This window comes from Salinarimonas rosea DSM 21201 (genome assembly GCF_000429045.1).
GTDB classification, from domain to species: Bacteria; Pseudomonadota; Alphaproteobacteria; order Rhizobiales; family Beijerinckiaceae; genus Salinarimonas; species Salinarimonas rosea.
Map to the genome: position 1 here is coordinate 141,386 of NZ_KE386841.1, position 18,110 is coordinate 159,495.

19 protein-coding genes are annotated in these 18,110 nt (G+C 72.8%); 10 read left to right on the plus strand and 9 right to left on the minus strand.

Translation table 11 applies throughout. The features are described from left to right. Window positions 1-30: 30 nt before the first annotated feature. Complete coding sequence (locus tag G407_RS0121960; RefSeq protein ID WP_029032537.1) at window positions 31-1,446, minus strand: MATE family efflux transporter; 1,416 nt, start codon at window positions 1,444-1,446, stop codon at window positions 31-33. 334 nt (window positions 1,447-1,780) lie between these two features. Between G407_RS0121960 and G407_RS0121965 the strand changes: the two genes are divergently transcribed. After that, window positions 1,781-3,205 carry a M20 family metallopeptidase gene (locus tag G407_RS0121965; RefSeq protein WP_052341739.1) on the plus strand — a complete coding sequence of 475 codons (1,425 nt, stop codon included), beginning with the start codon at window positions 1,781-1,783 and terminating at the stop codon, window positions 3,203-3,205. Here G407_RS0121965 and G407_RS0121970 read toward each other — a convergent pair. Further along, the gene (locus G407_RS0121970) at window positions 3,202-3,612 is read right to left on the minus strand and encodes a PIN domain-containing protein (protein ID WP_029032539.1); all 411 of its coding nucleotides are present in this window, start codon (window positions 3,610-3,612) and stop codon (window positions 3,202-3,204) included. The two genes, G407_RS0121965 and G407_RS0121970, sit on opposite strands and share 4 nt — an antisense overlap. 125 nt (window positions 3,613-3,737) lie before the next feature. Between G407_RS0121970 and G407_RS0121975 the strand changes: the two genes are divergently transcribed. From G407_RS0121975 to G407_RS29365, 5 genes are read left to right on the plus strand one after another with little or no spacing between them, the layout of a single operon-like run. Beyond that, window positions 3,738-3,923 carry a DUF3309 family protein gene (locus G407_RS0121975; RefSeq protein WP_029032540.1) on the plus strand — a complete coding sequence of 62 codons (186 nt, stop codon included), beginning with the start codon at window positions 3,738-3,740 and terminating at the stop codon, window positions 3,921-3,923. 11 nt (window positions 3,924-3,934) lie between these two features. Beyond that, window positions 3,935-4,207 (plus strand): hypothetical protein, encoded by a 273-nt coding sequence (locus G407_RS29355; RefSeq protein ID WP_043540346.1) that lies wholly within the window; start codon window positions 3,935-3,937, stop codon window positions 4,205-4,207. Window positions 4,208-4,264: 57 nt separating this feature from the next. Further along, on the plus strand, window positions 4,265-4,933 hold the full coding sequence (locus tag G407_RS29360; protein WP_084327729.1) for a (2Fe-2S)-binding protein: 669 nt from the start codon (window positions 4,265-4,267) through the stop codon (window positions 4,931-4,933). After that, window positions 4,933-5,916 carry an FAD binding domain-containing protein gene (locus G407_RS0121990; protein ID WP_029032541.1) on the plus strand — a complete coding sequence of 328 codons (984 nt, stop codon included), beginning with the start codon at window positions 4,933-4,935 and terminating at the stop codon, window positions 5,914-5,916. Before G407_RS29360 ends, G407_RS0121990 begins: the two co-directional genes overlap by 1 nt. Continuing rightward, complete coding sequence (locus G407_RS29365) at window positions 5,913-8,078, plus strand: xanthine dehydrogenase family protein molybdopterin-binding subunit (RefSeq protein ID WP_043540348.1); 2,166 nt, start codon at window positions 5,913-5,915, stop codon at window positions 8,076-8,078. Before G407_RS0121990 ends, G407_RS29365 begins: the two co-directional genes overlap by 4 nt. On the opposite strand, the gene G407_RS0122000 is transcribed toward G407_RS29365, so the two are convergent. Continuing rightward, the gene (locus tag G407_RS0122000; protein WP_029032542.1) at window positions 8,075-8,344 is read right to left on the minus strand and encodes a hypothetical protein; all 270 of its coding nucleotides are present in this window, start codon (window positions 8,342-8,344) and stop codon (window positions 8,075-8,077) included. The two genes, G407_RS29365 and G407_RS0122000, sit on opposite strands and share 4 nt — an antisense overlap. Window positions 8,345-8,617: 273 nt before the next feature. Here G407_RS0122000 and G407_RS0122005 point away from each other — a divergent pair, with 273 nt between their 5' ends. Beyond that, a complete protein-coding gene (locus G407_RS0122005) occupies window positions 8,618-10,243 on the plus strand; it encodes a fumarate hydratase (protein ID WP_029032543.1) in 1,626 nt (541 codons plus the stop codon). A 10-nt stretch (window positions 10,244-10,253) separates the two neighbouring features. Continuing rightward, entirely contained in the window at window positions 10,254-10,691 is a 438-nt protein-coding gene (locus tag G407_RS29370) for an acyl-CoA thioesterase (protein WP_043540349.1), read from the plus strand. 9 nt (window positions 10,692-10,700) lie between these two features. Here the strand turns inward: G407_RS29370 and G407_RS0122015 are convergent, their stop codons facing one another. Then, the gene (locus G407_RS0122015) at window positions 10,701-11,066 is read right to left on the minus strand and encodes a hypothetical protein (RefSeq protein WP_029032544.1); all 366 of its coding nucleotides are present in this window, start codon (window positions 11,064-11,066) and stop codon (window positions 10,701-10,703) included. Between the two features lie 129 nt (window positions 11,067-11,195). Here G407_RS0122015 and G407_RS0122020 point away from each other — a divergent pair, with 129 nt between their 5' ends. After that, entirely contained in the window at window positions 11,196-11,399 is a 204-nt protein-coding gene (locus tag G407_RS0122020) for a hypothetical protein (protein WP_029032545.1), read from the plus strand. A 200-nt stretch (window positions 11,400-11,599) separates the two neighbouring features. Here G407_RS0122020 and G407_RS0122025 read toward each other — a convergent pair whose 3' ends face one another. The 3 genes from G407_RS0122025 to G407_RS0122035 form a co-directional block, all read right to left on the minus strand. Beyond that, window positions 11,600-13,300, minus strand: coding sequence for an acyl-CoA dehydrogenase family protein (locus G407_RS0122025; RefSeq protein WP_029032546.1), 1,701 nt, complete (start codon window positions 13,298-13,300; stop codon window positions 11,600-11,602). A gap of 206 nt (window positions 13,301-13,506) precedes the next feature. Next, the gene (locus tag G407_RS0122030; protein WP_029032547.1) at window positions 13,507-14,025 is read right to left on the minus strand and encodes an L-2-amino-thiazoline-4-carboxylic acid hydrolase; all 519 of its coding nucleotides are present in this window, start codon (window positions 14,023-14,025) and stop codon (window positions 13,507-13,509) included. A gap of 130 nt (window positions 14,026-14,155) precedes the next feature. Further along, window positions 14,156-14,488 carry a phasin family protein gene (locus G407_RS0122035; RefSeq protein WP_029032548.1) on the minus strand — a complete coding sequence of 111 codons (333 nt, stop codon included), beginning with the start codon at window positions 14,486-14,488 and terminating at the stop codon, window positions 14,156-14,158. Between the two features lie 307 nt (window positions 14,489-14,795). Here G407_RS0122035 and G407_RS0122040 point away from each other — a divergent pair, with 307 nt between their 5' ends. After that, complete coding sequence (locus G407_RS0122040; protein ID WP_029032549.1) at window positions 14,796-16,421, plus strand: serine hydrolase; 1,626 nt, start codon at window positions 14,796-14,798, stop codon at window positions 16,419-16,421. Window positions 16,422-16,556: 135 nt separating this feature from the next. Here G407_RS0122040 and G407_RS0122045 read toward each other — a convergent pair whose 3' ends face one another. After that, the gene (locus G407_RS0122045; protein WP_029032550.1) at window positions 16,557-17,288 is read right to left on the minus strand and encodes a DnaJ domain-containing protein; all 732 of its coding nucleotides are present in this window, start codon (window positions 17,286-17,288) and stop codon (window positions 16,557-16,559) included. After that, on the minus strand, window positions 17,285-18,064 hold the full coding sequence (locus G407_RS29375) for a vWA domain-containing protein (RefSeq protein ID WP_210163151.1): 780 nt from the start codon (window positions 18,062-18,064) through the stop codon (window positions 17,285-17,287). The genes G407_RS0122045 and G407_RS29375 overlap by 4 nt, the downstream gene beginning before the upstream one ends. Between the last annotated feature and the right edge of the window lie 46 nt (window positions 18,065-18,110).

Below are 18,110 nucleotides of genomic sequence, written 5' to 3' on the forward strand. Positions count from 1 at the left end.
GACGGAGGCAAGCGCGCGCTCGTCCCGGCGTCACGCACGAGGCGCCGGCAGCAGGCCCAGCCGTTCCCGCCCGACCCAGCGCCACACCAGCAGCACGGCGGTGAGCGCGAGCCCTCCCGCGAGGCCGATCCAGATGCCGACGCCTTCGAGACCGGCCCAGAAGCCGAGCCCGACGGCCAGCGGCATGCCGAACAGCCAGTAGCCGGTGAGCGCCAGGAACATCGGCACACGGGTGTCGTGCAGGCCGCGCAGCATCCCCGCCGTCACCGCCTGCGCCCCGTCGACCACCTGGAAGAGGGCGGCGAGCGCGAGATACGACACGGCGAGCGAGACCACGACGGCGTTCGCGGGATCGTCGACGTCGAGGAAGGCCGAGATGAGCAGGCGCGGCGCGCCGATCATCACGAGGCCCATGCACGCCATGAAGCCCACGCCCATGGCGAACGCGATCCAGCCGGCGCGCGTGATGGCGGCGTGGTCGCCCGCGCCGTAGGCGAGGCCGACGCGCACCGTCACCGCCATCGAGATGCCGAGCGGGACCATGAAGGAGAGCGAGGCGATCTGGATCGCGATCTGGTGTGCGGCGAGCGCCTCCGTGGAGATCAGCCCCATCAGGAAGACGGCGGCGGAGAAGATCGTCACCTCGAACAGCACGATCGCCGCGATCGGCAGGCCGAGCCGCCAGAGCTGGACGAAGCGCGGCCAGTCGGCGCGCCAGAAGCGGCCGAAGACGCGGTAGCGCCGCGCCCGCCGATCGACCAGGACGAGGAGCGCCAGCGCGCCGAACAGGAACACGTTGGTGATGGTGGTGGCCCAGCCGGCGCCGGTCAGGCCGAGCGCCGGCGCGCCCCAATTGCCGAAGATCAGCGCCCAGTTCAGCGCCGCGTTGACCCCGATGGCGGCGATGCCGACCCCGAGGGCGAGCAGCGGACGCTCGAGCGCGGCGACGAAGTTGCGAAGCGTCAGATAGAGATAGGCCGGCAGCAGGCACCACATCACGGCGCGCGCGTATTCAGCCGCCATCTCGGCGAGCACCGGGTCCTGCCCGAGCCAGCCGAGCACGGTGCGGGCATTCCACAGCATCAGCCAGGCGGGGACGACGAGGAGCGCGCTCGCCCAGAAGCCCTGGCGCACGGTCCGGCGCACTTCGCGCACCGCGTGGCGCTTGCGGCCGCGCTCGGCGGCGATCATCGCGGAGACGGCGCTGAACAGGCCGACGCCCGCGATGAAGCAGACGAACATCAGGTTCGAGCCGAGCGCGCCGGCGGCGAGCGCCTCGGGCGACAGCCAGGAAAGCATCAGCACGTCCGTCGCCTGCAGCGACGTCTGCGCGACGTTGGTGAGGATCAGCGGCCAGGAGAGCCCGAGCGTCGCGACAATCTCGCGCCGCCAGGCCCCCTGGCCCGAGGGCGGCGCGGCGGAAAGCGCGTCGGTCGCGGGCGTCATGGGGGATCTTTCGCGTTGGACCCGCCTTTTAGGGGAGCGACCGGGGCGCGGCTATGGCCGTGGGGACACGGGAGGGTGCACACGCACGCATAGGGAGCGCCGGCTCGCGCCGCGCGCGGCTCTCGACCGCTGCGCCGCTTCAGGATCGGCGAAGCCGCTCGATCCCGGCGATCACGGCCCGAAAACGCACCGCTCCCGAGGTGCGGGCGACCCGGAATCCGGCGTTGGGCACGAGCTTTGCAATACGGGAGCGGGTCTTTCGCCCATCCGCATCGCCTGCAATCGCGATCCCGCCCCGCTCCCCTTCGCCGGCACGGCGGAGTAACGTGGCGGGATGACCTCCGACCGCACGCCCACCGCCGGCCGCCCCGACGCCATCGCCCGCGCCGTCGCCCATCTCGACGGCGGCGCCTTCGCCGCGACCCTGGCCCGGCTCGTGGCGATGCCGACCGAGAGCCAGAACCCCGCGCGCGGCGCGGCGCTCGAGGCGTACCTCGCCGAGGCGCTCGGCCCCGCCTTCGCGGCGATGGGGTTCGAGGTCGCGATCGTGCGCCATCCCGCCGGACCCGCGCCCTTCCTGATCGCGCGCCGCCGGGAGGGCTCGGACCTGCCGACCGTGCTCGGCTACGGGCACGGGGATGTCGTGCGCGGGCAGGACGCGCAGTGGCGCGAGGGCCTGTCGCCCTGGACGCTGACCGAGCGGGACGGCGCCTACTGGGGCCGCGGGACGGCGGACAACAAGGGGCAGCATGCGATCGACATGGCGGCGCTCGCCGCCGTGCTGGAGACCCGCGGCCGGCTCGGCTTCAACGCGACCTTCCTCATCGAGATGGGCGAGGAGATCGGCTCGCCGGGGCTGCGCGAGGTCGCGCGCGATCACGCTGACGCGCTCGCCGCCGATCTGCTCGTCGCCTCCGACGGGCCGCGGCTGTCCAAGGAGCGCCCGACGCTGTTCCTGGGCGCGCGCGGCGGCTACCCGATCGACTTCGTGGTGGAGGCGCGGGAGGGGGCGCATCACTCGGGGAACTTCGGCGGCCTTCTCGCCAATCCCGCCATCGAGCTCGCCCACGCGCTCGCCTCGATCACCGGTCCGACGGGGGCGATCCGGATCCCGGAATGGACGCCGGGCGCCGTGCCGGAGGCGGTGCGCCGCGCCCTCGCCGACATCGTGCCGGCGCAGCAGCCGGGCGGGCCCGTGCTCGATCCCTGGTGGGGCGAGCCGGGGCTGACCCCGGCCGAGCGCGTGTTCGCCTGGTCCTCCTTCGAGATCCTCGCGCTGCATGCCGGCGTGCCGGAGGCGCCGGTGAACGCCATCCCCGGCCGCGCCTGGGCGCGGGGCCAGCTGCGCTTTCCCGTCGGCGTCGATCCCGACGCCGTCGTCCCGGCGCTGCGCCGCCATCTCGACGCGAACGGCTTCTCGCGCGTGGCGGTCTCGCGCGCCCGCGAGGAGGTCTTCCCGGCGACCCGCACCGACCCGGACCACCCGGCGGTGGCGTTCTGCGCGGACAGCCTCGCACGCACGACGGGCGCACCGCCCGCGATCCTGCCCAACCTCGGCGGCTCGCTGCCCAACGACGTCTTCGCCGATCTGCTGGGCATGCCGACCGTGTGGGTGCCGCATTCCTACCCGGGCTGCTCTCAGCACGCGCCGAACGAGCATCTGCCGGTCTCGATCGCCCGCGAGGGGCTGGCGCTGATGGCGGGGCTCTACTGGGACCTCGGCGAGCCGGACGCCCGCGCGCGGCTCGGGATCCGCTAGCACCGGCCGGCGCGGCCCTCGAGGCGTCGCACGAAGGCCCCCGGCGTCTCCACAGGGCAGGGCAGGGTGCCCGCGTGGGCGAGGAGGTGGTCGTCGCTCGTGACGAGCACCGCCCCGGCCGCGGTCGCCAGCGCCGCGAACTTGCGGTCGGCGGGATCCTCGACCATGCCGAAGGCGGACGGCTCGGTGCCGCCGTCGAAGCGGCCCTCCGCGCGAAACAGCGGCGCCACGGTTTCCCAGCGCAGGCGCGGGATGCGCGTCAGGACGCGCCGCGTCTCCGCCCGCGTGTCGTCGTCCCAGACGAACCGGAGTACGCCGTCGCGCGCCGCGGCCAGGATGCGCGCCGAGGCGCTCCCCGGATGGAAGCCGGCGGCGACGAAGGCGTTGGTGTCGACGACGATGCGCATGGGCGCTCCCGAAGGGCTCGCTCCCGAGACGACCGGCCGATGAATCGGAGCGGGCGACGCGGGAACGCCGGCCGGCTGGAGCCCGTTCAACGAGCAGGCAGCACCGAACCAGGGAGCATCGCCCCATGTACGGCTTCTGGATACTGCTTCTTCTGCTCGTCGTCCTCCTCGCCGTCGTCCCCGCCTGGCCCTACAGCCGCGGCTGGGGCTACACGCCGGCAGGCACCCTCCTCGGCGTCGTGATCCTGTTCTTCGTCTTCGTCTGGCTGGGCTGGATCGTGTTCGCCTGGCCCTGGGCCGCGGCGTACTGAGGGAGGAAACGATGGCGGACACGCTCACGCGCGAGGAGGTCCGGGCCGTGGCCGGGCCGATCGACGACATCACGGTCGCGCAGATCATCGCGACCGGCGCCACGAAGGAGGATCTCGCCCTGGCGCAGGCCTGGGTCGAGAACGACGAGGCCATGCTGAACGAGGGCCGGCACCTCGAGTCCGGCGGCCGGGTCGGCGCGCTCGTCGACATCCTCGCGCCGCCGGACGACGCCGATGAGCCGGGCCACCCGGGGGAGGCGGGCTTCACCGAGGAGCCCCGCTGAAACGTCGCGCCGCGCCGGGCGTTGGCACCACGACTCCCCTCGAGCCCGGAGGTCCGCGTGAGCGAGACGACGACCGGCGCAGGCGCGCCCGCCCGAGAACCCGTCCGAGCACCCGCCCGAGACTCGGCCCGAGACGACGCATCGCCAGGCGTCCCGCCCGCCGCCCACCCGGTGCGGCTCACCGTCAACGGCGAGGCGCACGACCTCGCGGTCGATCCCCGGGCGACGCTCCTCGACACGCTGCGGGAGCGCCTGCGGCTCACCGGCGCGAAGAAGGGCTGCGAGCACGGCTCCTGCGGCGCCTGCACGGTGCTGGTCGACGGGCGCCGCGTCGTGTCCTGCCTCGCGCTGGCCGTCGCCTGCGACGGGCGCGAGGTGACGACGATCGAGGGGCTCGCCGCCGGCGGGCGGCTCCACCCGCTCCAGCAGGCGTTCCTCGACGCGGACGCCTTCCAGTGCGGCTACTGCACGCCCGGCCAGATCATGTCGGGCGTGGGCCTCATGGCCGAGGGGCGCGCCCGCGACGATGCGAGCCTGCGCGACGAGCTCTCCGGAAATCTCTGCCGCTGCGGCGCCTATCCGAACATCCTCGCGGCCCTGCGCCGCACGACCGGGATCGAGCCCGCGCCGGACGCGACGCGCGGCGACGATCGCCTGCGCGCCGCCGCCGGCGTGGACGAGATCGCGCGCGACGCGCGAGACGGTGCCGGACAGGGAGGCGCCTGATGCAGCCCTTCGCCTATCGCAAGATCCACGACGTCGCCGCCGCCATCGCGCAGGGCGCGGGCGAGCCGAACACGGTCTTCCTCGCCGGCGGCACCGATCTCGTCCAGCTCCTCCAGGACGGGATCGCGCGTCCCGCCGGCATCGTCGACATCTCCGACCTGCCGTTCTCCTCGATCGCGACCACGATCGACGGGATGCGCATCGGCGCGCTCGCCAAGCTCGCCGACGTCGCCGACCACCCCCAGGTGCGCGCGCACTATCCCGCCCTCGCGACGGCGCTCGGGGAGACAGCCTCGCCGATGGTGCGCAACATGGCGACGACGGGCGGCAACCTGCTCCAGCGCACGCGCTGCCTGTACTTCCGCGACGGCGTCTCGTCCTGCAACAAGCGCGAACCCGGCAGCGGCTGCGGCGCGCTGCGCGGCGAGGATGCCCGCGCCGCGCTCTTCGGCGCGAGCGAGGCCTGCGTCGCCACGCACGCCTCGGACCTGGCGGTGGCGCTCCTCGCGCTCGACGCCGAGGTCCTCGTCGCCGGCCCCGCCGGCGAACGCTCGATCCCGGTGGAGCGGCTGCACACCCTGCCGGGCGACACGCCCTGGATCGACAGCGATCTCGAGCCCGGCGAGCTGATCTCGGCGATATTCGTCCCGCGCGGCGCGGCCGGATGGGCGCAGGCCTACGCCAAGCTGCGCCACCGCGCGAGCTTCGAATGGCCGCTCGTCTCGGCGGCGGTCTCGCTCGCGGTGGTCGACGGGATGATCGAGGACGCGCGCGTCGCGCTCGGCGGCGTCGCGCACAAGCCCTGGCGGGCGGAGGACGTCGAGACCCTGCTGATCGGGCGCGAGCTCGACCCGGTGCTCGCGCGCGAGGCGGGCGAGGCCGCCACGGAGGGCGCGCGGCCGCTCGCCGGCAACGCCGCAAAGATCCCCCTGCTGGCGCGGGTCGTCTCCCGCGCGCTCGCCGACGCCGGAGGCCTCCCATGACTCCTGCCACGACGTTCGTCGGTTCCCCGGTCTCGCGCGTCGACGGCCCGGCCAAGGTGACCGGGGCCGCCGTCTACGCCGCCGATTTCGACATCCCGCACCTCGCACACGCCTCGATCGTGCAGGCGCGCGTCCCCGCCGGACGCATCGCCGCGATCGACACCCGCGCCGCCGAGGCCGCGCCGGGCGTGCTCGCGGTGATGACCCACGAGACCACGCGCCGCCTGCCCTGGCATCCGCGCGACCCGCGCCCGGGCGTCGACCCGAAGGCGGGCGAGCGTCTGCACGTGCTCCAGGACGACGTCGTGCGCTACGACGGCCAGCCGGTCGCCCTCGTGGTGGCGCAGAGCGAGGAGCAGGCCCGCGCCGCCGCCGACCTCGTGCGCGTCGACTACGCGCCCACGGCCGCGCGCACCCGGTTCGACGTGGCCTATGCCCGCGCGCCGAGCGAGGCGACCGCGAAGGCCGGGCGTCCGGGCGACACGAGCCGCGGCGACCCCGAGGGTGCGTTCGCGCAGGCTCCGGTGCGGGTCGACGTGCCCTTCGTGCAGCCGCGCGAGCAGCACGCGGCGATCGAGCCGCACGCGACCATCGCGGCCTGGGACGAGGACGGGCGGCTGACGCTGTGGGACAAGTCGCAATGGGTCGACAACGTGCGCACCGAGATCGCCCACGTCTTCGGCCTCGCGGAGGACCGCATCCGCGTGATCTCCCCGTTCGTCGGCGGCGCCTTCGGCTCGGGCCTGCGCACCTGGCCGCACGTCACGCTCGCCGCGCTCGCGGCCGAGCGAGTGGGACGGCCGGTGCGGCTGGCGCTGACCCGCCGCCAGCTGTTCACCAACACGGGCTTCCGTCCGCACACGGAGAGCCGCGTGCGGCTCGGCGCCTTCCCCGACGGGCGTCTCACCGCGATCCTGCACGAGGCGACCGGCCAGACCTCGACCTACGAGGAATACGCGGAGACGACGCTCACCCCCGCCCGCCAGCTCTACGCCTGCCCGAATGTCGCGACCCGCTATCGGCTCCTCGACATGAACGTCAACACGCCCTCGCCGATGCGCGGGCCGGGCGCGGCGACGGGGGAGCTGTTCCTCGAGACCGCGATGGACGAGCTCGCGCACGCGCTCGGCATGAACCCGCTCGAGCTGCGTCGGGCGAACCTCGCCAAGACCGATCCCGACAGCGGCAAGCCGTGGTCCTCGAACGCCCTCGCCGCCTGCTGGGACCAGGCCGCGGCGCGTTTCGGCTGGGCCGATCGACCGCGCACCGACGAGGCGCGGCGGGCGGGCCGCGAGCGGATCGGCTCGGGCATGGCGAGCGCCTTCTATCCCGCGCATCGGGCGAAGGCGCGCGCCCGCGTGACGCTCTACGCCAACGGGGGCGCCATGATCCAGGCGGCGACCTCGGACATGGGGCCGGGCACCTACACCGCGCTCTCCCAGGTCGCCGCGGACGCGCTCGGCCTGCCGCTCGAGCAGGTGCGCGTCGAGATCGGCGACAGCGCCCTGCCGCCGGCGCCCGCCCACGGCGGCTCGATCACCATGGCGACGCTGGGCAACGCCGTCGCGAACGCCTGCGCCGCGCTGCGCGAGACGCTCGGCGCGGACGGGGAGGGCGATCTCACGCCGGCGCTGCGACGCTCGGGCCGCGACAGCGCCGCCGCGGAGGGGGCCTCCAGCCCGGGGAAGGAAGCGCAGGAGTACGAGAGCGCCGCCTTCGGCGCGGTCTTCGCCGAGGTGCGCGTCGACCCGGAGCTCGGCACGGTGCGCGTCGCCCGCCTCGTCGGCGGGTACGACGTGGGGCGCGTGGTCAACCCGAAGCTCGCCCGCTCGCAGTGCATCGGCGGGATGGTCCAGGGCATCGGGATGGCGCTCTCGGAGGAGGCCGTCTTCGATCGGCACTGCGGGCGCGTGATGAACGCGAACCTCTCCGACTACCTGGTGCCGGTCTGCGCCGACGTCGGCGCGCTCGAAGCCTTCTTCGTCGAGAGCGACGACCGGGTCTTCAACCCGCTCGGCGTGAAGGGGCTCGCCGAGATCGCGCTGTGCGGGGTGGCGGCGGCGATCGTCAACGCCGTGTACGACGCGACCGGCCTGCGGATGCGCGAGGTGCCGGTGACGCCGGAGCGGATCGTGACGGCGCAGGCGGCGCGGGGGCGCTAGATCCGCCGCTCCCGCGCGAGCCGGCGGCGCACGCGGCGCCAGATGCCCTGCTCGCGGGCGTCGCCGCGGGCCCAGGCCGCCGCTTCCTTCGCGGCGGCGATCTCCAGCGCGCGAGGGCCGTGCTGCGCGCGCAGCGTCTCGGCGCGCGCGTCGATCTCGGCCCAGGGCACGAGCGCGCCGCGGATCTCGTGGTCCCACAGGCTCCATGCCAGGGTCCCGAGCGGGACCGCCAGAACGGCCAACCAGAAGACGAGCTCGACGGCCATGGGGCGCAACCGAATAGCGAAACCGCAGCATCCCTGAATTATGGTGCTGTTCATGCTCCTCGGGCAATCCGGCTCCGTTACACCACCGCCGCGCGGGCGCGACGGCGCGGGCGCCGCAACGGGGTGTCGTCTGGTGCCCCTTCGTCGATCGAGTCGGGTCATGGGCGCGGCTCCGGCTTGGAATCCCGACGGCCAGGCTCTATGACGCGGCATGGCGAGACGCGGCCGGCCCGGCCGTACGACGCACGCCAGAGCCGAGACACACGGACGACCATGGCCGCACAGACCGCATCCCGGAACACGCTCTTCCCCCTCGGCCCCGACGAGACCCCGTACCGCAAGCTGACGGACGAGGGCGTGCGCGTGGAGCGCATGGGCGATCGCGAGATCCTCGTCGTCGAGTCCGACGCCATCCGGCGGCTCGCCGAGCAGGCCTTCATGGACATCAACCACCTGCTCCGCCCCGGTCACCTGAAGCAGCTCGCCGCCATCCTCGACGACCCCGAGGCGACGGCGAACGACCGCTTCGTCGCCTACGACCTCCTCAAGAACGCCAACATCGCCGCGGGCGGCGTGCTGCCGATGTGCCAGGACACCGGCACGGCCATCGTCATGGGCAAGAAGGGCCGGCTCGTCTGGACCGACGGCTCCGACGAGGACGCCATCGCCGAGGGCGTGCTCGGCGCCTACGAGAAGCGCAACCTGCGCTACTCGCAGCTCGCGCCGCTGTCGATGTTCGAGGAGAAGAACACCCGCAACAACCTGCCGGCGCAGATCGACATCTACGCGGAGGGAGAGGACGCCTACAAGTTCCTCTTCGTCGCCAAGGGCGGCGGCTCGGCCAACAAGACCTTCCTCTACCAGGGCACGCCCTCGCTCCTCACCAAGGATCGCCTGATGGCCTTCCTGAAGGAGAAGATCCTCACGCTCGGCACCTCCGCCTGCCCGCCCTACCACCTCGCGGTGGTGATCGGCGGCACCAGCGCCGAGCAGACGCTCAAGACGGTGAAGCTCGCCTCGACGCGCTACCTCGACAGCCTGCCGACCGAGGGCTCGGAAGCCGGCCACGCCTTCCGCGACCGCGCGATGGAGGCGGAGATCCATGCGATGACCCAGCAGCTGGGCGTCGGCGCGCAGTTCGGCGGCAAGTATTTCTGCCACGACGTGCGGGTGATCCGTCTGCCGCGCCACGGCGCCTCGCTGCCGATCGGGCTCGGCGTCTCCTGCTCCGCCGACCGTCAGGCGCTCGGCAAGATCACGAAGGACGGCGTCTTCCTCGAGGAGCTCGAGACCAATCCGGCGAAGTACCTGCCCGAGCTCGACGAGGCCTCGCTCGGCGGCGCGGTCGTCGAGATCGACCTGACCCGGCCGATGCCCGAGATCCTCGAGACGCTGAGCCGGCACCCGATCCGCACCCGGCTGTCGCTGACCGGGCCGATCGTGGTGGCCCGCGACCTCGCCCATTCGAAGATCCGCGAGCGGCTGGAGGCCGGCGAGCCGATGCCGGATTATCTCAAGAACCACCCGGTCTACTATGCCGGTCCCGCGAAGACGCCCGAGGGCTTCGCCTCGGGCTCCTTCGGCCCCACCACCGCCGGGCGGATGGACAGCTTCGTCGACCAGTTCCAGGCGGCGGGCGGGTCCATGGTCATGCTCGCAAAGGGCAACCGCTCGGCCCAGGTGCGCGAGGCCTGCCAGAAGCACGGCGGCTTCTATCTCGGCTCGATCGGCGGCCCGGCCGCGCGCCTGGCGCAGGACTGCATCCGCAAGGTCGAGGTGCTGGAATATCCCGAGCTCGGCATGGAGGCGATCTGGAAGATCGAGGTGGAGAACTTCCCCGCCTTCATCGTCATCGACGACAAGGGCAACGACTTCTTCCGCGAGCTGAACCTGGGCTGAGGCGGGCACGATGACCGACACGCCCGATCTCGCGGCGCTCGCCGCCGACCCGCGCGTCGCGATCGCCGGCGACGTGCTGCGCTTCTCCGATTGCGATTCCCTCGGCCACGTCAACAACGTGGTCTACGCCACCTTGTGCGAGTCGGGCCGCGTCACGTACTTGCGCGAGCGGCTGCCGCAGGCGGAGCGGGCAGGCGTCGCCTTCGTCATCGTCAAGCTCGAGATCGCCTTCGAGGCCGAGCTGCACTATCCCGGCACGGTCGAGACCGCGACCTGGCTGTCGCGCCTCGGCCGCACCTCCTTCACGCTCTCGCAGGCGATCTTCGCCGGCAGCCGCCGCGTGGCGACGGCTTCGGGCGTGTGCGTGACGATCGACGCGACGACGCGCAAGCCCGTGGCGTTCGAGGGCGAGACGCGGGCGGCGATGGAGCGGCTGGTGGTCGGCTGAGGCCCCGGCTCACCGGGGAAGCGCGACCGTGCGCGTCTCCCCGCCGAACCCGTGCACGCCGTCGTGCGCGCGCACCGTGACGGTCTCGACGTCGTCCGGGATCGCGACGCCGGAGAGCGCGCGGGTGAAGGGCTGCTCGTCTACGTGCGGATGGGCCAGCACCCGCGTGCCGAGGACGGTCCCGTCCGGGCCGACGATCTCGAAACGGTCGGCGTAGTGGTCCCAGCCCTCGTCCGCGTGGCGGACGGTCACCGCGAAGCGCCAGGTGCCGCCCGCCTCCCGCGGCACGGTGATATCGACCACGTCCGCCTCGCCCGCCGGAGCGGGGGAGGCGAGGGCGCACAGCGCGCAGGCGAGGACGATGGCGCGTCTCATGCCCGCGAGACTAGCCCCGCGGCGCACGCCGCGGAAGGCCATGTGGCCCCGCTCGCGAGATCGTGCGAAACCGCGACCGGGTCCCCGCGCGTTGTCGAGTCATCCCGTTACCCGCGAAAGGGGCCGGCCATGAGCGATCCGCAGAAGACGAAGAGCACCGAGACTCCCACCAAGCCCGAGGGCGCGCCGGCGCCCAAGCGCGAGCAGGCGGGCCTCGGGCCCGAGCCGCACACCCGCGAGGAGCAGGAGGAGATGATCGACGAGGCGCTGGAGGAGAGCTTCCCCGCCTCCGACCCGCCGTCCTACACGGGCACCACCAAGGGCTCCGATTGACCCGCCCGGTCTGCCTCGGGAACTCCCCTCTCCCTCGTGGAGAGGGGCGGGGGGTGTGGGGCGTGCAGGAAGGGGCGCGCCGTCGATGCGGTTCATCGGCCGACGAAGCGCGGCATGAGTGTCGAGACAGTCCTGCCCGCCCCGCACCCCCGCCCCCTCCGAGACGATCGGCCGTTGGAAGAGACCAGAGCGTCGACCGCTCAGCCCGCCGCGTCCACCAGCCGGCGGGCGATCACCTGCGCCTGGATCTCGGCGGCGCCCTCGAAGATCGACAGGATGCGCGCGTCGCACAGGATGCGGCTGACCGGATATTCCAGCGCGAAGCCGTTGCCGCCGTGGATCTGGAGCGCGTTGTCCGCCGCCGACCAGGCGACGCGGGCGGCAAGCAGCTTGGCCATGCCGGCCTCGAGGTCGCAGCGCTTGTCCTCGTCCTTGGTGCGGGCCGAGAAGTAGGTGACCTGCCGCGCCGCGTGGATCTCGGCGGCCATCAGCGCGATCTTGTCGGAGACGCGGGGGAAGTCGATCAGCGCCTTGCCGAACTGCACGCGATCCTCCGCGTAGCGCAGCGCTACGTCCATCGCCGCCTGCGCCACGCCGACCGCGCGCGCCGCGGTCTGGATGCGCGCCGACTCGAAGGTCGCCATCAGCTGCTTGAAGCCCTGGCCCTCGACGCCGCCGAGGAGGTTGTCCGCCGGCACCGCGAAGTCGGAGAAGGCGAGCTCGTACTCCTTCATGCCGCGATAGCCGAGCACCTCGATCTCGCCGCCCGACAGGCCCTCCACCGGGAACGGCTCCGCGTCCGTCCCGCGCGGCTTCTCGCCGAGCAGGATCGAGAGGCCGCGGTGGCCGGGCTCCTCCGGCTTGGTGCGAACCAGCATGGTCATCAGGTCGGCGCGGACCGGGTGGGTGATCCAGGTCTTGTTGCCGTTCACCCGCCAGACCTCGCCGTCGAGCGTCGCCTTGGTGCGCAGGGAGGCGAGGTCGGAGCCGACGTTCGGCTCGGTGAAGACGGCGGTGGGCAGGATGTCTCCGGACGCGATGCCGGGCAGGAAGCGGCTCTTCTGCGCGTCCGTGCCGCCGCCCAGGATCAGCTCGGCCGCGATCTCCGAGCGGGTGCCGAGCGAGCCGACGCCGATGTAGCCGCGCGAGAGCTCCTCGGAGACGACGCACATCGACACCTTGGAGAGCCCGAGCCCGCCGTACTCCTCCGGGATCGTGAGCCCGAAGACGCCGAGCTCGGCCATCTTCTCGATGATCTCGAGCGGGATGTACGCGTTCGCCAGGTGCCATTCGTGCGCATGCGGCTCGACCTCGGCCTGCGAGAAGCGGCGCATCTCGCTGCGGATCGCCTCCAGCGTCTCGTCGAGCCCGGGATCGCCGACGGTGGCCGAGCCCTGGCCCTCGCGGATCAGGGTCGCCAGCCGCGCCCGCGCCTGCGGCGTGTTGCCGCTCTCGACGAGCTGCTCCAGCGCGGGCGTCACGAGCCCGGCGACGTCCGTCGCGGTGAGGCCGAGCGCGGGGAGCCGCACGATCTCGCTCTGGCTCATCGGGATGCCGCCGAGCACCTGCGCGCAGTACTCGCCGGCCGCGACGCGGCTGACCAGCGACTCGGTCTCGCCGAAGCGCCCCTCCGCGGACAGCCGCTCGGCATAGGCGGCGATCTCGCGGATCGCCTGGGCGTAGGTCGCGAGCCATGCGAGGCCGTGCGTCGCGTGCTGCTCGGCCTCCATCCGCGCCGCCGAGACCTTGCCGCCCTCGATCACGCGCGCACGAACGCGTCCCGTCGCCTCGGCGAGGATGGCGTCGACGGCGCTGGCGGCGCCGCGCAGCAGCGCGGGAAAATCGGCCGCGGCGGCATCGTCGGAGCCGGGCGTCTCGGCGATGGCGGGCATGGCGTTCATCGGCACCTCCTCGAAGGCTCGGCGTGTCGTCGCGAGCGGTCGTCCCGATCTCTCGCGATGCAGCATAACGCGTGCGTTCCCGTCTGTGATCCGCACTTTGGTCGGAGGCGAGGACTTCGGTCTGAGACGAGGACTTCGGTCGGAGCCGAGGACTTGCAAGCGCGGCGCGCGGTCACGCGACGAAGGACGTACCGGAGCGCCGCCGCTCAGGCTCCGGCGTCCTCGTCGGGCTCCACCCAGCTGTAGCGGAAGGTGCAGCGGGGGGCGCCCTGCATGATCGTGGTCTCGCGCTCCATGCGGATGCGCGGGTCGTAGCCCTGGCAGAACGTGCCGTCGCGATTGCACGAGAGCAGGTGCCCCACGGCGCCGAGCCCCATCTCCTTGTAGGTCTCCGCGTAGCGGCAGCGCACGACGTCGAAGTCGAAGCGCGTCTCGCTCGCCTCCAGCACCTCGACCTCGAGCGCGCCGCCGCGCGTCCAGTTCTCGTAGAGCGCGATGAAGTCCGCCATGGAGGTGCCGCCGCGCTCCCGCTCGGCCGCCTCGGCATAGCGGCCCCCCTCGGCGATGGCCGCCTTGCGGATCGCCGCGTCGAGGATGGCGGAGGCCTGCGCCTCGCCCAGCGCCGCGACCATCTCGGCGAAGATCGGCCCGATCACCTCGGCCTGCAGGCGGCGCTTCACGAGAACCGGGATGGCGGCGAGGTCGGGGGCGGTGTCGTTCGGCATTCGAGGGCTCCGTCGCGGTGGGGTGCGGAGCCTAGCGGATGCGGTCCCCGAACGCGAAACGCCCGGCCGCGGGGCCGGGCGTCTCGACGAGGCTGGCGGGACGGCGCGGTCGCCGTCGCGTCCAGTCAGATCACTTGGCGGGCTTCGCCATCATGGCCTCGACGGGCTTCAGCGCGTCCTTCATGAGGTTCGCGTAGAGCTCGCCCATCTTGCTGGACTGGGCCACCATCGACTCGTAGGCCGACTTGACGTAGTCCGTCTGGATCTCGATCGCCTTGTCGAGCGTCTTGGCACCGACGAGCTTCTCCAGCGTCGCGGTCGACTGCTCGAAGGACTTCTTGGCGTAGTCCGCCGACTCGACGGCGATCTGCTGGGCGCCCATCGAGAACGCGCCGAGCGCCTTCATCGTGGCGTCCATGTTCTCCTTGCCGAGCTTCTGGAAATCGTCGAACTGGTTCATCATGGTCTTGTCCCTCCGGCGCGTGCGCGCCGCGTCTCGCATGTCCGTGATCGAGCGCCGCCCGGCACCCGGAGGTGAGGGCGGCCCCGCGCCGCGGACCGGTCCGCGACATGCCTCATTATGTGCACTGCAACATCGATGTCAAGTTTATTGTGCGGTGCAGCATATCCGCGGAAAACCCGATCTCGGGCTTAACCCCTCCGTAACCGCGGTTGCCTCATCATTGACACCGTGGCGCGCCAGTCACGCGCTGGGGATGGGCTGACCGACAACGTTCGAGTTCACGACCGAGATACGGGGACGGTCTTCGATGGTAAAGCGTAGCGTTTTCGCCGAGCGCGGGCTGATGCTCGCGTTGATGCTCCTGTGCGGGCTCGCGGCTCTCACTGTCCATGCCCCCCGGGCCGAGGCCGCCTACAGCCCGCCCTACGCCGCGTTCGTGATGGACGTGAAGACCGGCGAGGTGCTCCACGCGGAGAACGCCGACGCACGGCGCTATCCCGCCTCGCTGACCAAGGTCATGACGCTCTACATGCTGTTCGAGCAGCTCGAGTCCGGGCGCCTGCAGCTCGACTCGCCCCTGCGCGTCTCCGCCCGCGCCGCCGCGGAGCCGCCCTCGAAGATCGGGGTGCGCGCCGGCTCCACGATCGAGGTCGAGGACGCGATCCTGGCGCTGGTGACGAAGTCGGCGAACGACGTCGCCGCCGTGGTGGCCGAGAACCTCGGCGGCTCGGTCGAGAACTTCGCCCGCCAGATGACCGAGCGCGCACGCCAGCTCGGCATGTCGAACACCACGTTCCGCAACCCCCACGGCCTGCCGAACGACGGGCAGGTGACGACGGCGCGGGACATGGCAACGCTGGCGGTGGCCGTGCAGGACCGCTTTCCGCAGTACTACGGCTACTTCCAGCGCCGCAGCTTCGGCTTCGCCGGCAAGACCTACCGCAACCACAATCGCCTGCTCGGGCGCGTCGAGGGCGTGGACGGCATCAAGACCGGCTTCATCCGCGCCTCGGGCTTCAACCTGATGACGAACGCCAAGGCGAACGGGCGCCACATCGTCACGGTCGTGATGGGTGGCCGGTCGGGCGCGCATCGCGACGGCATCGTCGAGGGCCTCGTGGAGCGCTGGCTGCCGCGCGCCTACGCCGGCAACCGCCGCACGCCCATGATGGTCGGGCCCAACGGCACGGTCTTCGCCGCGCTGCCGCCGCCCCGTCCCGCCGACATCGACCCGCCGGTCCTCGTCGCCTCCGCGGCTCCCGGCCAGCCGCTCGATCTCACCCGCATGCGTCCCGCGGTCGCGACGGCGGCGGGGGACACCACCGTGACGCCGGGCTCGCTGCGCGCCGACGGCGGTCTGGTCCCCGCCTCCGCGAGCGCCTTCGCCGCGGTGCGCGACCCCGCGTCGGCCGGCGTGCCGCTGCCGCCGGCCCCGATCCCGGACGTGCGCGAGACCGCGTCCGTGTCCGACGCGGCTTCCGCGCCGGTCGCCGTCGCCACCGCCGCGCCGACGGTCACCGCGCCGCTCCCGCCGATGCCGACGCGCGAGGAGGCTCCCGTCGCCGCGGACGCGCCGGTGGGCGCCACCGAGCCCGCGGTCCTCACGCAGGAGATCGTCGTCGCCTCCGCGGACGCGACGATCCCCATTCCCGAGGCCGCGACGCCGCCCGCCCGCACCTACGCGCTCACCGAGTGGGTGATCCAGATCGCCGCGACGCCGACGGAGGACGCCGCCTTCGACCTCCTCCAGCGTGCCCAGTCGCGCGCCGGCAGCCCGCTGCGCACCGCCGCGCCCTTCACCGAGGCGGTGCAGTCGAACGGCGCCACGCTCTTCCGCGCCCGCTTCACCGGGTTCGAGGACAAGGAGACGGCCCGCGACGCCTGCCGCCGGCTTGAGAATGCGGGCTTCGACTGCATCGCCGTGCGTAGCTGACGCGCGGGACGTGAGCCCGCCGCCCGTCGGCGGCGGGTGCTCCGTTCGCTCGCGCGTTCCGTCGACCCTCCCACCCACCGGCAAGAAGGGCGTTTCCAGCGTTCACCCGTCGTCAGGTTCATCGCGCGTGGAGTATCAGCGATGTCTGCTCAGAAGGACTTCCTTGGCCTCGTTCACCCGGGCCGCGAGATAGGTCGAGCCCCCCTGGTCGGGGTGGAGCTTCATCATCAGGCTCCGGTGCGCGCGGCGAACGGCCTCGGCATTCGCCCCCGGCTCAAGCCCCAGGATCTGGTGGGCCTCCTCTTCCGTCATCGCGCCAGGCTTCGTCTCGCGAGCCGCCCCCGCGTCGGCGTCTCCCTGCGAGTCCTGACGCCATCCGGGAAACCGGCGGTCGAAATACGCCTGTAGAAGGCGCACGCCGTCGGGGTCCGACGACGCCGCCTCCTGGTAGAGCGTCTTCAGCGCCGCCTCGTCGAGCTGCGAGAGGCGTCGTCCCGCGAGCGTCCCGGCGAGGACGGTGCCGTCCATGTCGCCGGTGTCGTGGGAGAGCTCCATCTCGAGCAGCGCCGAGCGCACGCGCGAGACCTGGCCGGTCGACTTGCTCCCGCTCCCGCCCCCGCCGCCGAGCCCCGGGATGGCGCGCGCCCACGGCAGGCTCCAGCCGAGCAGCCACGCGCCGAAGCCGCTGACCAGGATCGCCATCTCGAAGCGCCCGCGCACGGCGAGCAGCAGCGACACCGCCATCAGCACGCCGCCGCCCACGCGCTTGACGAGGCGCGAGAGGTCCTTCGGGTTCGCCCGCCCGAAGGCGCGCATCAGCCACCAGAAGGCGAGGACGGCGCCGAGCCCATAAATCAGGTTGATCATCGCTGCGCCCCGCCGCCTCCGTCCTCGACGCCTCGCCTCCTCATCGCCCGCCGGCGCCCGTTCCGCCACCCATGTCGGCGAGAAGGCCGCGCGAGGCCGTCGCGTCCGCCGCTCGCATAGGCCGCCGCCGCGCGCAAGAGGCCGGCGAGCGTGCCGGGCGCCGCCGCGTCGAAGCGCGCCCAGGCGCCGCCCGTCAGCCGCGCGATCTCTCGGAAGGCGCGCTCGGCGCCCGGATCGCCGCCCTCCTGGAAGACGAAGCCCTTGACGCCGAGGAGCCCGAGCTCGCCGGCGCGGGCGCACACCGTGTCGATCTCGTCCTCGAAGGCGTCCCCCACGTAGACGAAGGCGTCGACGCGGTCGGCCTCGCCCTCCTTGCGGATGTGCCCGAGGGCACGCGCGATCTGGGTCTGGCCGCCGCGGACCTCGATGCCGCTCATCAGGCCGGTGAGCGCCTTCGGCTCGCCGACCCAGCGCGAGGCGCGGCACTCGCCGAAGCCACGGAAGTAGAGGAGCTGCACGTCGAGCCCGCCGATCGCGGAGGCCGTCTCGAACATCTGCGCCTGCATGCCGCGGGCGAGGTCCCAGGTCGGCTGGCGGCTCATCGTGGCGTCGAGCGCGAAGACGAGGCGCCCGCGGCCTTCCCGCGGCGGCGCCGGCGCGAGGCTGCGGGCCTCGTCGAGGAAGGCGTCGATCGCGCCCGGGCGCGCGGCCGCGCCGGGGCGCGTCTCGCCGCGCCCGGTCACCGCCCCGCCCCGCTTGCCGTCGCTCGCGCTCATCGCGTCCCTCCACCGGGTCCCTGCTCGCCCGCCCCCATGATTTGGC

Excerpts from the sequence above, each read along its gene's own strand:
- G407_RS0121960 (WP_029032537.1), bottom strand. The coding sequence starts at position 1,446 with ATGACGCCCGCGACCGACGCGCTTTCCGCCGCGCCGCCCTCGGGCCAG.
- G407_RS0121965 (WP_052341739.1), top strand. The coding sequence starts at position 1,781 with ATGACCTCCGACCGCACGCCCACCGCCGGCCGCCCCGACGCCATCGCC.
- G407_RS0121970 (WP_029032539.1), bottom strand. The coding sequence starts at position 3,612 with ATGCGCATCGTCGTCGACACCAACGCCTTCGTCGCCGCCGGCTTCCAT.
- G407_RS0121975 (WP_029032540.1), top strand. The coding sequence starts at position 3,738 with ATGTACGGCTTCTGGATACTGCTTCTTCTGCTCGTCGTCCTCCTCGCC.
- G407_RS29355 (WP_043540346.1), top strand. The coding sequence starts at position 3,935 with ATGGCGGACACGCTCACGCGCGAGGAGGTCCGGGCCGTGGCCGGGCCG.
- G407_RS0121990 (WP_029032541.1), top strand. The coding sequence starts at position 4,933 with ATGCAGCCCTTCGCCTATCGCAAGATCCACGACGTCGCCGCCGCCATC.
- G407_RS29365 (WP_043540348.1), top strand. The coding sequence starts at position 5,913 with ATGACTCCTGCCACGACGTTCGTCGGTTCCCCGGTCTCGCGCGTCGAC.
- G407_RS0122000 (WP_029032542.1), bottom strand. The coding sequence starts at position 8,344 with ATGGCCGTCGAGCTCGTCTTCTGGTTGGCCGTTCTGGCGGTCCCGCTC.
- G407_RS0122005 (WP_029032543.1), top strand. The coding sequence starts at position 8,618 with ATGGCCGCACAGACCGCATCCCGGAACACGCTCTTCCCCCTCGGCCCC.
- G407_RS29370 (WP_043540349.1), top strand. The coding sequence starts at position 10,254 with ATGACCGACACGCCCGATCTCGCGGCGCTCGCCGCCGACCCGCGCGTC.
- G407_RS0122015 (WP_029032544.1), bottom strand. The coding sequence starts at position 11,066 with ATGAGACGCGCCATCGTCCTCGCCTGCGCGCTGTGCGCCCTCGCCTCC.
- G407_RS0122020 (WP_029032545.1), top strand. The coding sequence starts at position 11,196 with ATGAGCGATCCGCAGAAGACGAAGAGCACCGAGACTCCCACCAAGCCC.
- G407_RS0122025 (WP_029032546.1), bottom strand. The coding sequence starts at position 13,300 with ATGAACGCCATGCCCGCCATCGCCGAGACGCCCGGCTCCGACGATGCC.
- G407_RS0122030 (WP_029032547.1), bottom strand. The coding sequence starts at position 14,025 with ATGCCGAACGACACCGCCCCCGACCTCGCCGCCATCCCGGTTCTCGTG.
- G407_RS0122035 (WP_029032548.1), bottom strand. The coding sequence starts at position 14,488 with ATGATGAACCAGTTCGACGATTTCCAGAAGCTCGGCAAGGAGAACATG.
- G407_RS0122040 (WP_029032549.1), top strand. The coding sequence starts at position 14,796 with ATGGTAAAGCGTAGCGTTTTCGCCGAGCGCGGGCTGATGCTCGCGTTG.
- G407_RS0122045 (WP_029032550.1), bottom strand. The coding sequence starts at position 17,288 with ATGATCAACCTGATTTATGGGCTCGGCGCCGTCCTCGCCTTCTGGTGG.
- G407_RS29375 (WP_210163151.1), bottom strand. The coding sequence starts at position 18,064 with ATGAGCGCGAGCGACGGCAAGCGGGGCGGGGCGGTGACCGGGCGCGGC.